Origin of the sequence: Asaia astilbis JCM 15831 (assembly GCF_000613845.1) — a bacterium.
In the GTDB taxonomy this organism is placed as follows: domain Bacteria; phylum Pseudomonadota; class Alphaproteobacteria; order Acetobacterales; family Acetobacteraceae; genus Asaia; species Asaia astilbis.
Genome location: NZ_BAJT01000003.1, coordinates 134040 through 148175, shown reverse-complemented (window position 1 = coordinate 148175; position 14136 = coordinate 134040). Strand labels below are relative to the sequence as shown.

At 58.6% G+C, this 14136-nt stretch carries 8 protein-coding genes and 4 pseudogenes; 2 read left to right on the top strand and 10 right to left on the bottom strand.

All coding sequences use genetic code 11. The features are described from left to right. Positions 1-42: 42 nt before the first annotated feature. A complete protein-coding gene (locus tag JCM15831_RS03365) occupies positions 43-762 on the bottom strand; it encodes a response regulator transcription factor (protein WP_025822711.1) in 720 nt (239 codons plus the stop codon). 241 nt (positions 763-1003) lie between these two features. On the opposite strand from JCM15831_RS03365, the gene JCM15831_RS03360 reads away from it, so the two are divergent. Then, the gene (locus tag JCM15831_RS03360) at positions 1004-1468 is read left to right on the top strand and encodes a L,D-transpeptidase family protein (RefSeq protein ID WP_025822709.1); all 465 of its coding nucleotides are present in this window, start codon (positions 1004-1006) and stop codon (positions 1466-1468) included. 20 nt (positions 1469-1488) lie between these two features. Here JCM15831_RS03360 and JCM15831_RS03355 read toward each other — a convergent pair whose 3' ends face one another. The 9 genes and pseudogenes from JCM15831_RS03355 to mutM all read right to left on the bottom strand — a co-directional run bounded on the left by JCM15831_RS03355 (position 1489) and on the right by mutM (position 13319). Next, positions 1489-3333 carry a cation:proton antiporter gene (locus tag JCM15831_RS03355; RefSeq protein WP_025822707.1) on the bottom strand — a complete coding sequence of 615 codons (1845 nt, stop codon included), beginning with the start codon at positions 3331-3333 and terminating at the stop codon, positions 1489-1491. Between the two features lie 47 nt (positions 3334-3380). Continuing rightward, positions 3381-4673, bottom strand: coding sequence for an RsmB/NOP family class I SAM-dependent RNA methyltransferase (locus JCM15831_RS03350; protein WP_025822705.1), 1293 nt, complete (start codon positions 4671-4673; stop codon positions 3381-3383). Positions 4674-4696: 23 nt separating this feature from the next. After that, positions 4697-6204: pseudogene (gene guaB / locus JCM15831_RS16330) on the bottom strand (IMP dehydrogenase). A 209-nt stretch (positions 6205-6413) separates the two neighbouring features. Further along, positions 6414-7169 carry a hypothetical protein gene (locus JCM15831_RS16325; RefSeq protein ID WP_232227969.1) on the bottom strand — a complete coding sequence of 252 codons (756 nt, stop codon included), beginning with the start codon at positions 7167-7169 and terminating at the stop codon, positions 6414-6416. Positions 7170-8027: 858 nt separating this feature from the next. Continuing rightward, positions 8028-9133, bottom strand: a pseudogene (recF, locus tag JCM15831_RS23865) (DNA replication/repair protein RecF). A 23-nt stretch (positions 9134-9156) separates the two neighbouring features. Next, positions 9157-10281, bottom strand: a complete 1125-nt coding sequence (dnaN, locus tag JCM15831_RS03330; RefSeq protein ID WP_025822703.1) for a DNA polymerase III subunit beta — start codon at positions 10279-10281, stop codon at positions 9157-9159. Positions 10282-10351: 70 nt separating this feature from the next. Further along, entirely contained in the window at positions 10352-11794 is a 1443-nt protein-coding gene (gene dnaA, locus JCM15831_RS03325; RefSeq protein WP_025822701.1) for a chromosomal replication initiator protein DnaA, read from the bottom strand. A gap of 269 nt (positions 11795-12063) precedes the next feature. Next, positions 12064-12315, bottom strand: a pseudogene (gene rpsT / locus JCM15831_RS16315) (30S ribosomal protein S20); the annotation flags it as partial. Between the two features lie 135 nt (positions 12316-12450). Then, positions 12451-13319, bottom strand: a pseudogene (gene mutM / locus JCM15831_RS16310) (bifunctional DNA-formamidopyrimidine glycosylase/DNA-(apurinic or apyrimidinic site) lyase). 30 nt (positions 13320-13349) lie between these two features. Here mutM and JCM15831_RS03310 point away from each other — a divergent pair. Next, complete coding sequence (locus tag JCM15831_RS03310; protein ID WP_025822697.1) at positions 13350-14135, top strand: class I SAM-dependent methyltransferase; 786 nt, start codon at positions 13350-13352, stop codon at positions 14133-14135. Position 14136 lies beyond the last annotated feature (1 nt).

Here is a 14136-nt window from a genome sequence, read left to right as displayed (position 1 = left end):
GGAAACAATCCACCCACTAGCGTCCGAACCGGCAAGCCTGACTCAGCTCATGAGGGTCTCGCTTCCCTCAGGGTTCAGGCGGTAACCACCCCCTTCGGTAAGGAGCAGCGAGGCATTTGCCGGATCGGGCTCGATCTTCTGACGAAGGCGATAGATATGGGTCTCGAGCGTGTGCGTCGTCACTGCCGCATTATATCCCCAGACTTCGTTCAGCAGCACCTGACGCGCAATGGGGCGATGCCCGGCGCGGTAGAGATATTTGAGGATCGCAGCTTCCTTCTCCGTCAGGCGGATACGACGATTTTTCGCCGGCTCCTGAAGAACCTTGGAAGACGGCCGGAACAGATACGGACCGATCGGAAACACCGCATCCTCGCTGTTTTCGAACAGACGCAGCTGGGCACGGAGGCGAGCCAGGAGCTCAGCAATACGGAAGGGCTTGGCAACGTAGTCGTTGGCACCTGCATCGAGGCCACGCACCACATCAGCTTCGTCATCCGAGCCTGTCAGGATGATGATGGGCATCCTGATGCCTTGACGGCGAAGCTCCGCACAGAAATCACGCCCGTCGCCATCGGGCAGCGTAACGTCAAGGATAATTGAATCGACGCGGACGTCAGCGACAGCAAGCTTTTCTTTGGCTTCCGCAACCGAGGCGGCCTCAATGGGATCAAACTCACCCTCGAGCTTGAGCTGTTCGACCAGAAGTTGGCGAAGCGTATCGTCATCGTCAACGATCAGTATTGGACGCGGACCAGGCATGTATAACCTTCTCTCACCATCTTGGGGAAATGCCCCAGGGCCAAGACCCCATTCATTACTGGAAGAGGGAGCCTCATTTTAAGTGTTACTCTTACACGGTTGACGTGACATCGCCAATGCGATGGACCCCGTCTTGGCCCATGATACCGGCGTTTAGACGAGAATTACCGTTAATTTAATGTTATTTCGTGAGGATTGTGAAATGTGCGTCATCTTACGACACATAAATGGGCGCTCCGGCGTGCTCCTTTTCGATGGAAATACCGTTCCTGCTCTCATCGGTGCAGGTGGGCTGAGGACAGACAAGATGGAAGGAGATCAGGCAACCCCCACCGGGTTTCTTCCTTTCCGCCACGTCTTTTATCGCGCGGACAGGGTTGAGCGCCCGCGTACTCCTCTCCGGATCGAAGCCTTGAGCCCCGACGACGGATGGTGCGATGACCCGAGCCATGGCGATTACAACCGTCAGATCGCTCTCCCCCATCCGGCACGTCATGAGCGGCTGTGGCGTGATGACCATTGTTATGATCTCTGCGTGGTTCTGGGCTGGAACGACGCTCCGATTGTCCGCAACCGGGGGTCTGCGATCTTTCTGCACCTCCCGCCTCGAAGCGGCGTCACGGAGGGCTGCATCGCCCTCGAAGAGCATCTCCTTCGCCAACTCATCGCGTCAGACCATAGCGGGATCGAGGTCAGAATAGACTGAGGATATCTTCGAGCCCTCGCTTATGGAGCGGCCGACGCCTCGTCTTCGTCAGGAGCAGCAGACGGCTCGGCAGGCGGTGGAGTCATGAAGACGAGAAGATCACCGATCGCTGGCGTCACGTGAGACGTATCCTCCGACGATCGGATCGCGATGGATTGCCCACGATGGATGGAGAGAAAATCGAGACGATTGGAGACGGATCCGAAAGAGGCCGCACTGGCCTCGTCCGCGATCGCTGTCATGAAGCGCCAGCCCTTCTCGAAAAGCATGTCGATCAACGTGAAGTTCCACGAGGGATCGCCCAAGAGCTTGCCGCGCGCATCGCGGGACAAGCCATGATAAAAATCGAGACGCGCAACGCCGGGGCTGATCTGAAAGACGCGCTGGCGCCCCATATGAGGCGCCATATGGGCACAGACGAGACCATTATAAATGGCATCTGCCGTCGTGGAGATCAGATAATCCGCAGGCCGCTCTTCAAGCGCCTCCTCGCCATGCTGAGACAGCAATTCGGCACGCAGCACCGGCACACCCTGTCGGGTCGCCGGGAGCAGCGCGGTAGAACGGTTATCGACGAGCAGCACCGGGACCCCCGCACCACTCAGACATTTCGATAGATCGATCGACCAGGTGGAAGCGCCCACAATCGCCAGGGCGGGCTCATTGGAGAGAGTGAGTTTGAGATAGCGTGCGATCGGTCGCAGGGAGAAACCATGAAAGATCATGGTACCGCCGATAATTGCGAAGACCGCAGGCATGATCAGATCTGCGCTGTGATAACCGGCATCGGTCATCCGGTAGCCCGCAGCGCCGGCCACTGCGGCGGCCACGATTCCGCGCGGGGCAATCCAGGCAACGAACAGACGCTCCTGCCATTTCAGATCCGTCCCAATGGTAGACAGGAATATGGCCAAGGGCCGCACGCCGAACATGACCGCAGCCGTCAGCAGGCAGATGGGTATTGATAGATGGGCGAGAACGTCACGATGCAGATCAGCGGTGAGCAGGATGAACAGTACCGCCACGACGAGGACGACGAGCGATTCTTTCATGCGGCGCAATTCTGATAGTCCGGGCACATGCAGGTTGGTCAGAGCCATCCCGAACACGGTTGCACCGACAAGTCCGGCGCCCTCCATGCTCATGTTGCAGATGCTGAAAATCAGAAGCGCGAGCGTCAGCAGGAGGGGTGTCTTGAGCGGCTCTGGCATCAGATCACGCACAAACAGATAGCGCACCAGATAGGCAGGCAAGATGCCAACCGCCAGTGATTCTGCCGTCGACGCAAGCAGATCCGGCACGACCGTTGTCAGAAAGACATCCGTGCCCACCGGCACACGTGTGCCTGCAACCTGAAGGACCACAGCGGCTAGGATCGCGCCGATGGGGTCATTGATGATCGCTTCCCAGCGGAGAAAAGCCGCCACACGGGGCTGAAGCTTGTTGTGCCGCAAAAGAGGCAGCACCACCGTCGGCCCGGTTACGGTGATGATCGCCCCGAATAGCGCGGCGACCCCCCATTCCATATGCGCGATGTAATGGGCAGCCAGCCAGCCGAGCACCCAGGACAGCGGGAGAGCAAGCATAGTGAGACGATTGACGCCCTCTCCTGCCTCTCTCAGCTGGCGAAAATCGAGAAGCAACCCACCTTCGAAAACGATGATCGCCACCAGAAGCAGGACAAGCGGACGAAAAATCCAGCCCAAGGCTTCAGACGGATGCAGGACACCCAACCCGGGTCCGAAAATCAGGCCGAGCGCGAAAAGCAATACGATGGCGGGAAGACGAAAACGCCAGGCAACCCACTGGGCACCGATCCCGGCCCCAAGTGTCAGAAGAAGCCCGATAAAGATTGTCAACGCCATGGTTTTGCCTTCACTCCTCGCCCGCTCTCGATACCCAGATCACCAAATCAAGACGCCTTGCGTTGCAGGACCGCAGCAAAGAAGCCATCGGTTTCGTTCCGCAAAGGTGTCAGCGCGAAGCCCGTCTGCGTCCGAAGCGATTCAGGCAGCATCTCGCCCCCAGCCGCAACACGCTCGAAACGGTCATTCCGCTCCAGAAACGCCGTGATCTGAGCCTCATTTTCTTCTTCAAGCAACGAGCAAGTTGCATAAACAAGACGTCCGCCCGGCTTCACGAGGGAGGAAGCGCGGTCGAGAATATCCGCCTGCTTGGCCCGAAGCTCGATGATATCCTGCTCGACAAGACGGATGCGCGCATCAGGATTGCGGCGCCATGTGCCTGTGCCCGAGCAGGGAGCATCGACGAGCACCCGGTCGAAGGCTCCGGCGCGGCGCTTGACCCATTTATCACCTGCGACCAGCAAATGACGCTCGACGTTATGCACCCCGGCGCGGCGCAGACGCTTGACCGCACCCTCAAGGCGGGGCGAGGAAACATCGCACGCAACGATCTGACCCTTGTTTTCCATTCCCATGGCGATGGCGAGCGTTTTCCCACCTGCCCCCGCGCAGAAATCGACAACGCGTTCGCCGGGCCGGGCATCAAGCGCGCCAACAATCAGCTGACTGCCTTCATCCTGGATTTCGATGATCCCGTCCTTGAAGCTTTGCGTCGCCGTAACGGGCTGGCGTCCGGGGAGACGGAGCCCCCAGGGAGAGAGCGCCGTCGGAGTGGCGATGACCTGCTCATTACGGAGAGAACGGATAGCCTCGTCACGATGACCCTTGAGCAGATTGACGCGCAGATCGAGAGATGCGGCCCCATCGAGCGCGGCCATCTCGGCTTCAAGCGAGTCACCGAACGCGCGCACGAGATAAGGGTGCAGCCAGTCGGGATATTCGAGGCGAACCGGTCCCGGCATGTCAGGGTTATTCAATGTCTGGCCACCGAGGGCCGCCAGCGCAGCATCTTCTCGCGACGTCAGATGAGACTGTGCGAAACGTTCACCATTGAACAGACCGCGCACTGTGCCAATCTCCTCGCCCCCAAGGATCAGGGAGGCCGCACAGAGCGTACGCGGAGACGCACCGCCGGGAATATCACGCAAATGCCAGTGCAGACGCCGCCACTGACGCAGGACGTCCCAGATACGGGCCGAAATAACCCGGCGATCGCCGCCACCAATATAGCGGCGATCACGAAAATAGGCATTAGCCGTCGCATCTGCGGGACGGCGGGGGGCAGCCTCGATGGCACAAAGCAGATCGATGGCGGCAGAAAGTCGAGCGGCGGGAGTCATGCCCCCGCGCTTACAAGTTTTTGTCAGTCCTGGCGATAGTTAGGTGCTTCACGCGTGATGGTCACGTCATGAACGTGGCTTTCACGCAGACCCGCATTGGTAATGCGACGGAAACGCGTCCGGACCTGCAGATCGGCGATCGTGGGTGAGCCCGTATAGCCCATCCCGGCCTTCAGGCCGCCAACAAGCTGATGAACAACGGCGGCCATGCTGCCCTTGAACGGAACCTGCCCCTCAATGCCTTCCGGAACGAGCTTAAGCGAATCCTTGACCTCAGCCTGGAAGTAACGGTCTGCCGAGCCGCGCGCCATGGCGCCAAGAGACCCCATGCCGCGATACGCTTTGTAGGAACGCCCCTGATGCAGGAACACCTCGCCCGGGCTCTCTTCACAGCCTGCAAGCAGCGAACCGATCATGACGACGTCGGCACCTGCCCCGATTGCCTTGACGATATCGCCCGACGTACGAATGCCACCATCGGCAATGCCGAAAATTCCGGCCTCATGACACGCGGCTGACGTCTCCATCACGGCCGAGAACTGGGGCACGCCCACACCCGCAACGACACGTGTCGTGCAGATCGAGCCCGGCCCGATACCGATTTTTACGCAGTCGGCACCGACACCTGCCAGAGCAATCGCGGCTTCGGGCGTCGCGACGTTACCGGCAATGACCTGAATTCCGGGGTGGCGTGACTTCAGCGTCGCCACGGTATCGAGCACACCGCGTGAATGGCCATGGGCTGTATCGACGATGACGATATCGACACCGGCCGCGACCAGCGCCGCAGCGCGTGTCAGACCGTCTGCCCCGACGCCGATCGCCGCAGCACAACGCAGGCGTCCGTACTGATCCTTGATCGCCAGCGGATAGGCCTCGGCCTTGTCCATATCCTTGACCGTGATCAGTCCGGTGCAGCGGTTCTGATCGTCGATCACCAGAAGCTTTTCGATGCGATGACGATGAAGAAGATCCTGAGCCGTCGCTGCGTCCGCTCCGTGGCGCACCGTGACCAGATTCTCACGGGTCATCATGTCGCGCACCGGCGTTGTCAGATCACGCGTGAAGCGCATATCGCGATTGGTCAGAATACCGACCAGCTCACCCGTGCCGGGCACAACGACCGGCAGACCGCTGATCCCGTGCTGGGCCATGATGGCATGCACGTCACGCAGCGTCTGATCCGGACCGACTGTCACCGGATCGACCACCATGCCCGACTCGAAACGCTTGACGCGGCGCACATGCTCCGCCTGTTCCTCGACAGAAAGGTTTTTATGGATCACGCCCATGCCGCCCTGCTGCGCCATGGCAATCGCCATGCGTCTTCAGTCACGGTATCCATGGCTGACGAAAGAAGCGGAATATTGAGTTCGATCGAGCGTGTCAGACGCGTACGCGTCGATGCCTGAGCGGGAAGAACCTCCGAAGCGGCCGGTTCAACAAGAACGTCATCAAAGGCCAGAGCTTCACGGATACGGTCGCTGGTCACGCTGCGGGAGGCATAAGAACCAAGACGTTCCCCAGCCATTCCGGTCGGTGTTTCATTGGTCGTGGTCATGTGCCGCAGCCTCCCCGCAATTCAATCAGGAAAGCCCGCGGCTTTCCTACCGTTGGCGCGTCCTCTTAGACCAAAGCACTCCGGGTTGAAAACAGGAGATTGCGCTAATTGGCCTAATTTAACCGTTTTGCCACTCAGGATCACAAGCGCACGAGACACCCTATGAAAGACTGCAGCCGTCACGCCGCCGCCGAAACTGCCCCTGCGGAGAAATCACGCCCAAGAAATTCACGGATAGACTGCGCCGCACGATGGGCAGCACCACGCCGGGGCTGAGAACCGAATGTTTCCTGGATCACACGCTCCTGGCGCGCCCGATAGAGCTCATGCCTGGCTTCTGCCTGGGCAAGAGCGGGCAGAATATCTTCCGGTCGATCGACCACGTCACCGAGTGTCCAGTGCCGAAAATGTGGATCGTCACGCCATGCCACACCGTGAGGATTGAGAAAGACGCAAGGACGCGGCCTGATCAGAAACTCGTAAACCTGACTGCTCACATCCCCGATATAGAGCGAGGCCTGCGCTGTATGCGTCATGTCGAGCAGCGCCCTGGATGAGGCGTCCAGACTCACATGCGCGCCCAGAACGCTCCTGAACAGGCGACGTCGCCCGCCGAAATCCTTGTGAAATATTTTCACATGAGGCGCGATCATCAGGTCGTAATGATCGAGCTCATTGACGGCCTCTACGAGAGGGTGAAGGAATTTCTTGTAGGAAGAGAGGCCCTTTTTATAATGCGGGTTATAAAGCGCAATCGGACGCCTCCCGTGCGCCGCCCCCTCGTTTTGATAATGCTCTTTGGTGACGGCATCGAATTTCGGATAGCCTATGATGCGCGTTTGAGCCGCCGTTGCGAGTTTTTTGGCCAGAACTCTCGGCGATTTTCGGTCCCGAGACGAGCGACAGATCGAAATGACGAATAAGATGTTCGTCATTGACCGCGCGATCTCCAGCACCATGCTGAATAAGGATCAGAGCGGGATGCACAAGGCCCATTTCCCGCAATAAACCGGTGGAATACTCCGTCGCAACCACAGCGTCGAACTGCTCCAGCTGGGCCACATTCTCCCGCATGACGACTTCGCGCTCAGCATCAAACTGACGCAAACGACGAAGCATCATTGCCTTGAGCGGCATCTTCAAGACGCCACGCTTAATCGGGCTGCCAAAGTGATTATCGCGACGGATCTGCTCAAGATGCTGCGCCGTCTCAGGAAAGCTTATGAATTCAGTGACTGAGACATTCGGTAGCCGCGCAAGCTCTGAAGAGACAGCCGCAACATGATAGCACTGATAAGGCTCCGCGACGTATAAAAACGCAATTTTCATTCGAGCCATCTCTCCTCACGCAGCCTCTTGAAGAGACTCCATAGATGGAATGGCTGTAACCATGAGTAACGATAGTATTCAGGGATCGACCAAAATCGCATTCTTCCGAAGAATATATTAACTTTATTCGGTCACCATATTTTTTATTGACACATACGCCAACAGGAATGCCATTTTTTGTTGACGATTTTTCGAATACCGTAAATCCAAGCTGAATTCTCAAGGATGCCGTGAGAGCCTAAGGCCGGCCCCCTACAAAGGAGCCCCCCATTTTCGGTTACTTGGGAAACGGACATGACAGAGCGTTCGGCCATTCGACCGCGCATTCTCGGTTGCGGCAAAGGCCTGATTGAGCGCGAGCCTCAGTCAGCGGGGCCAGACGTGGTATAAATAAAGCCTGTTACAAAAAAGTCAGTCTTTGGCTCTCTTGATATGTCAGACTCGCCTGTTGGCGCTCTGGTTGCCTATGCAACGAACCGCCCAGCCTCAATGCGGCAATACTCAGCGGTAGCACGCAGAACTCCAAAACTCTCTTCGTCTGTTCCGGTCATGAGCGCCGTAACCGCGCGTTCCTGCACAACACGCAGCAGAGCCTCTCGCTTGATGGCGTCGAGATGGTTCAGCGGTTCGTCGAGCAAAATCAGAGGGGCTGATCCCGCCTTCTCAGCCGTCAGCGCCGCATGATTGAGAATGACGTGCACCAGCATCGCCTTTTGCTGCCCACTACTTGAAAGAGAGGCTTCTCTTCCAGTCAGGGCATCCTGCAAAAGGAGGTCGGCACGATGCGCGCCGGCCGTTGTAGCGCCGCGTGCCGCATCATCCTTGCGAGACTCTCGAAGGGTAGCGCGAAGTCCTTCTTCGACAGCGAGCGCAGGGCGTTTGGCTAGATCCGAGGCAAGATCGCAGACAAGTCGCAAACGCGCGACGGGAAATGACGTGTCATCTCGTGCTGGCGCGCGATTCATGCTTCGGTCAACGCCATGCGGGCAGCGGTCAAGGCGACAGCATGTCGAGCAATGCTGTCCTCAAGTGCGTCGAGCCAGGAATTCTGATCCGGTCGTGTCGCAAGAAGACGATTGCGCTGCGTCAGGGCGCGTTCATGCGCCGCACTTTCGCGAGCGTGATTGGCATCGAGCGCGAGCACCAGCCGATCAAGAAAACGTCGCCTTCCTGACGCCGGGTCGCTGAACAGGCGATCCATCTGTGGTGTCAGCCAGATTGTCGAAAAGACAGGGGCGATCATGCCCTGATTGCGCGCAACCTCGCCGTTGAGGCGAAACACGCGACGCGCAGGCGTCGCTGGGTCGGCGCCCGTCGCCAGCTTGACTTCACCAGTCCGATTATCCGACAGGCGGGCGACGACCCCCCAGGGGCCACCTTGCTGACGCTGGATTTGGGCGTTGCTTGCGCCCCTGAGCCCCCGACCAGGCGCAAGGAGGGAGAGCGCTTCGAGCAGATTGGTCTTGCCTGCGCCATTCTCACCCGTGAGAACGACAAGCCGGGATCGGGGCGTCCAGACCAGACGCTCGTAATTGCGAAATTCCGTTAGAACGAGCCTGTCTATACGCAAGGAAGGCTCGCCAAACCCAGTGCTTAGACGCGCATTGGCATAAGAACGAAAAGCGCATTCGGCATATTCGTGTCGCGCACGAGAGTCGGCGCCGCGCTATCGGCGAAAGCGAACTCGGCCTCGACATCGATCTGATCGGTGATGTCGTTGAGATAGCGCGCCTGAAATCCGATTTCGAGCGACGGACCGTCATAGGAGACGCTCGTTTCGTCGAGTTCTTCCTTCGCCATCCCCTGATCGGGGCTTATGGCGGAAAGCGTAAGCAGATTGGTCTGCACAGCGAGCTTCACCGGACGCGACCGCTCCTGGCTGATGGCCGCCACACGTGCCACTGCGTCAGCAAATGCCTGCTTGTTCACGCGCAGGAAACGGTCGTTGTTTTTCGGAATAACACGCTCATATTCCGGGAACGTGCCGTCGATCAGCTTGGAGGTGAGAATCACAGCTCCGACGCGGAACTGGATACGCGTCTCCGACAGGCTGACCTGCACAGCACCAGCTCCCTCATCGAGCAGCTTGCGCAGCTCTGCGACTGTCTTGCGCGGAATGATCACCCCCGGGATGTCGCCCGCTCCAGCCGGCAAATCCGTCTCGACACGGGCAAGACGATGTCCATCGGTCGCAACAGCGCGCAGCTTGGGCTCACCGCCATCCTGCGCCACGTGGAAATAGATTCCGTTGAGGTAATAACGCGTCTCTTCGGTCGAGACAGCGAAGCGCGTGCGATCCACCAATCCACGCAGGACCGTCGCGGGAATGGAGAACTCATGGGGCAGATCGCCCGCCACCATCGACGGAAAATCCTCAACCGGCAGCACATTCAGGCTGGTGGCGTAGCGACCGGCTCTGAGAGCCAATGGCGCGTCGCCGCCGCCGTGATCCAGCTCGACAACAGATCCATCCGCCAGCTTGCGAACGATCTCGTAAAGAACACTTGCAGGAGCCGTCACAGCCCCGTCGCGAGCGCCTTCTGCGGCGACTTCCTCAACGACGGCGATCTCCATATCCGTCGCTGTCAGACGAAGGAGATTACCTTCGATCGACAGCATGACATTGGCGAGAATGGGGATCGTATTGCGCTTTTCCGCAACGCTCTGGATATGGGCAAGGGCTCGGATCAGCGTTGTGCGGTCAGCCTGAAATTTCATTTGATCGTGAACCCTCGAACACCCGGATAGCAAAAATCTAGTTTAGCAGAGTCAATGGCTTCGGCAAAGATCAGCTCTCAAGCATACGCCTCAACAGCTCCACATCCTCGGCGAAGGCAACATCGCGCTCCATCAGTTCCTGCACGCGAGAGACCGCATGCATCACCGTCGTATGATCGCGATTGCCAAATTTGCGCCCGATCTCGGGAAGGGACCGGCTGGTCAGCTGCTTGGCCAGGAACATGGCGACCTGACGGGGACGTGCCACAGCACGCGCGCGACGCGCCGACGACATATCGGTCAGACGGATATTCCAGTGCTCCGACACCTTGCGCTGGATCTCTTCGATCGTGACGCGTCGGTCATGGGCTTTGAGGATATCGTGCAAAACGTCCTGCGTGCTCTCAAGCGTCACGGAACGTCCGAACAGATTGGCGTGAGCGATCAGGCGATTGAGTGCCCCTTCCAGCTCGCGCACATTCGATGTGATCTTGTGAGCAAGAAACTCCAGAACCTTGGCTGGTACGGCGACGCCTGAAGCCAGGGCTTTCGCTTCAAGGATGGAGATACGCAGCTCGAAGGTCGTGGCGTGAATATCGGCAACCATGCCGCAGCCAAGACGTGTTCGCAGACGATCTTCCAAGCCGGACAGATCCGATGGCGATTTATCGGCACTCACCACAATCTGACGACCGGCATCGACCAGCGCATTGAAAGTGTGAAAGAACTCTTCCTGCGTATTATCCTTGCCGATCAGGAACTGAAGATCGTCGATCATCAGCACGTCAACCGAGCGAAGCTGTTCCTTGAATTCCATGGTCGATTGCGAGCGGATCGCGGCAATGAACCGATACATGAATTTCTCGGCCGACATATACGCGACCGAAACACGCCCACCGCTGGTCAGCTCGGACCCGATGGCGTGCATGAGATGGGTCTTGCCCAAACCGACGCCCCCGTAGAGAAACAACGGATTGAATCCGGGGCTGGACGGTTTTTCTGCGACACGACGAGCGCAGGCATAGGCAAACTCGTTCGGCTTGCCGACCACGAAGCTGTCGAAGGTAAAACGCGGATCGAGCGGGGCTGCCAGATCATGACGTGCATCCTGCACGGCGCTTGCCTGAACTGCCGGGGCTTCGATCTCGATGGCAGCAGCCGTTTCTACGGCGACAGGCGCTGTGACAGCGTCGCTGACGCGCTTAACCTGCAACTCGACATGATGGACGGCCCGGTTTTCGTTGCGCCATAACTCCTGCAGCCGGTCACCATAGCGACCACGCACCCAGTCACGCAAAAAACGTGTCGGAAGGAAGAGCGTGATCTCGTCCTCTTCGAGAGGTCCGAGCACAATCTGTTGCAACCACGTGCGATATTCGACATCGCCCACCTCAACTCTGAGGCGTTCACGCACCTTGACCCACTGCGAAACCAGAGCGGGCTCGGTGCCTGACGTGCACGATACCGTTTCCGTCACTGCGGGAAGATCCGTATGAGACCCTTCGTCTGCCATCACTCCCCCGAGTTGCAACTTAAAGACACGATAGGAGCCCTCACGACCGCGAGCCGCCCCACCTCCTGACCTTCGATTAAAGGGCACACAGGATAGGGCGAAGAGATCAGGAGAGGCAAGCTTATCCGGCCGGAAGACTTTTTTTGAGGTAACCGGCGAAAAAAGAACGGACATGGCTCATCGAGCCACACCCGTTCTTTCAGAAGACCCAGACCAGACAGTCCCTCATAAGGGAGCCGTCTGTTAGTCCGTTCAGGCCGAAGCCAGAGCTTGATGCGTGCCGAGAGGCGCGACAGCTTGCGGCTCACGGTGTTGGCAGCGAGAACGCCCTTGCCGACAGCGCGCTGCATTTCCGGCTGTGCGGCACGCAGGGCGTCATTGGCAGCGCTCTTGTCGCCCGAGAGGATCGCGGTCTCAACCTTCTTAACGAAGGTACGGACGCGCGACATGCGGGAAACGTTACGCTCACGACGACGCTCGTTCTGACGGATGCGCTTGCGCGCAGAGGCGGTGTTAGCCATATCTACTCTTCAGCCCTGTTCTGTTCGGCTTGTTAGGTTGTCTCGCAACAACAATAAAGCGGGCCGGCCAATCATCTCAAAAAGAGACGCAGAGCCAGCGGAGGGCTCGCCTTTAGTCCAGTTCGACGCTGTCAGTCAAGCGTCCTCTAAAGAAAGTGGTGGTTGCAGTCGCGGACAATAGAAACTCGACCGGCCTGACTGCACCACACGCCTGATCCCGTTACAGGCAGGATAACCCGGGCATGAAGGGCAAGGCTGCCCCTCACGGCCATATACCTGATGCAGCTCCTGAAACGCACCCGGATTGCCTTCTGAGTCCACATAGTCACGCAGGTCGATCCCCCCGCGCCGATAGCCTCCTCCAGCACACCCGGCGTTACTTCGGCAATGCGGGCGATCTCTTCGGGATCGAGAGACGCGGCCCGTCTCTCCGGATTGATCCGGGCACGAAAAAGAATTTCCGAGACATAGATATTGCCCAACCCGGCGACCACCCGCTGATCGAGCAACACCGTCTTGATCGGCGATCGCTTATTGGCCAGCTTCTCAATAAGATAAGATGCGTCAAACCCTGGCAGAAGGGGATCGGCCCCCAAAGCCCTGAGAAGCGGGTGCTCGCGCTCTTTCCCGGCATCGATAATCAGAAAACACCCAAATCGCCTCGGGTCCACCAGCCCAATCGACGTTCCATTATCGAGGGTCAGGGTAACGTGCTCATGGCGCATGGGCGTGTAGGAAGCGCGTTTGCGCTTTTGCGGGGTGATCCGGATACGCCCGCTCATCCCCAGATGAATCAGCAGGGTCGGGCCGCGCACGAGCGCGATCATCATGTATTTGCCCAGACGGGAAGAAGAACGGATCTTCTTGCCATCGGCCCGTATCGACAGATCGTCCGGCACTGGCCATCGCAGATCGTTTCTGACCTCCGTGCTGATGATACGCCGTCCCTCGAGCGCCGCTCGCAATCCGATCAGAATAGTTTGGACTTCTGGTAGCTCTGGCATCTTGGGAGCTGACACTATATCCAGAGACGCATGACCGACAACGCATCATTTCCCCGTCCCGAATCTGCCGCAGGCGTGAGGGAGGAGACAACCGACTTCGGATATCGCTCTGTCCCGAGGGCCGAGAAAAAACCGCTGGTGCGCGCCGTGTTCGACAGCGTCGCTGGACGCTACGACGTGATGAACGACGTGATGTCGCTCGGTATCCACCGCGTGTGGAAGCGCATTTTCACTACGACGCTGGCGCCGAGACGAGATCTCAAGCTGCTCGATCTCGCGGGTGGAACCGGCGATATCAGCTTCGGCTGGCTCAAGAACAATGGCGGTCCGGTGCTTCTGACCGACATCAATGCCGCCATGCTCGAAGTTGGACGCTCGCGGGCGGCCAGCAAAGGCTATCTGAGCGACATCGAGTTTTCGGTGGTCGATGCCGAGACGATCCCCCTCCCCGACCGTAGCGTCGATCGCGTCTCAATTGCTTTTGGTCTACGCAACTGCACCGACAAGGACGCCGTGCTTCGCGAAGCGCGCCGCGTGCTGCGTCCGGGTGGCAAATTCTGCTGCCTCGAGTTTTCGCGCGTGCAGGTGGCGGCTCTCGCTCCTGTCTATGATGCCTGGTCTTTTGGCGTACTGCCCAAGATGGGTCAGCTGATCGCCAAGGACTCGGAAAGCTACCGCTATCTTGCCGAGAGCATCCGCACCTTCCCCGAGCAGGATGTGCTGGCCGAGATGATGCGTCAGGCCGGGCTGGAAAAGGTGAGCTACCAGAATCTCTCTGGAGGCATCGCCGCAATCCATTCCGGCTGGAAGCTCTAAC

Excerpts from the sequence above, each read along its gene's own strand:
- JCM15831_RS03365 (WP_025822711.1), bottom strand. The coding sequence starts at position 762 with ATGCCTGGTCCGCGTCCAATACTGATCGTTGACGATGACGATACGCTT.
- JCM15831_RS03355 (WP_025822707.1), bottom strand. The coding sequence starts at position 3,333 with ATGGCGTTGACAATCTTTATCGGGCTTCTTCTGACACTTGGGGCCGGG.
- JCM15831_RS03350 (WP_025822705.1), bottom strand. The coding sequence starts at position 4,673 with ATGACTCCCGCCGCTCGACTTTCTGCCGCCATCGATCTGCTTTGTGCC.
- JCM15831_RS16325 (WP_232227969.1), bottom strand. The coding sequence starts at position 7,169 with ATGACGAACATCTTATTCGTCATTTCGATCTGTCGCTCGTCTCGGGAC.
- dnaN (WP_025822703.1), bottom strand. The coding sequence starts at position 10,281 with ATGAAATTTCAGGCTGACCGCACAACGCTGATCCGAGCCCTTGCCCAT.
- dnaA (WP_025822701.1), bottom strand. The coding sequence starts at position 11,794 with ATGGCAGACGAAGGGTCTCATACGGATCTTCCCGCAGTGACGGAAACG.
- JCM15831_RS03310 (WP_025822697.1), top strand. The coding sequence starts at position 13,350 with ATGACCGACAACGCATCATTTCCCCGTCCCGAATCTGCCGCAGGCGTG.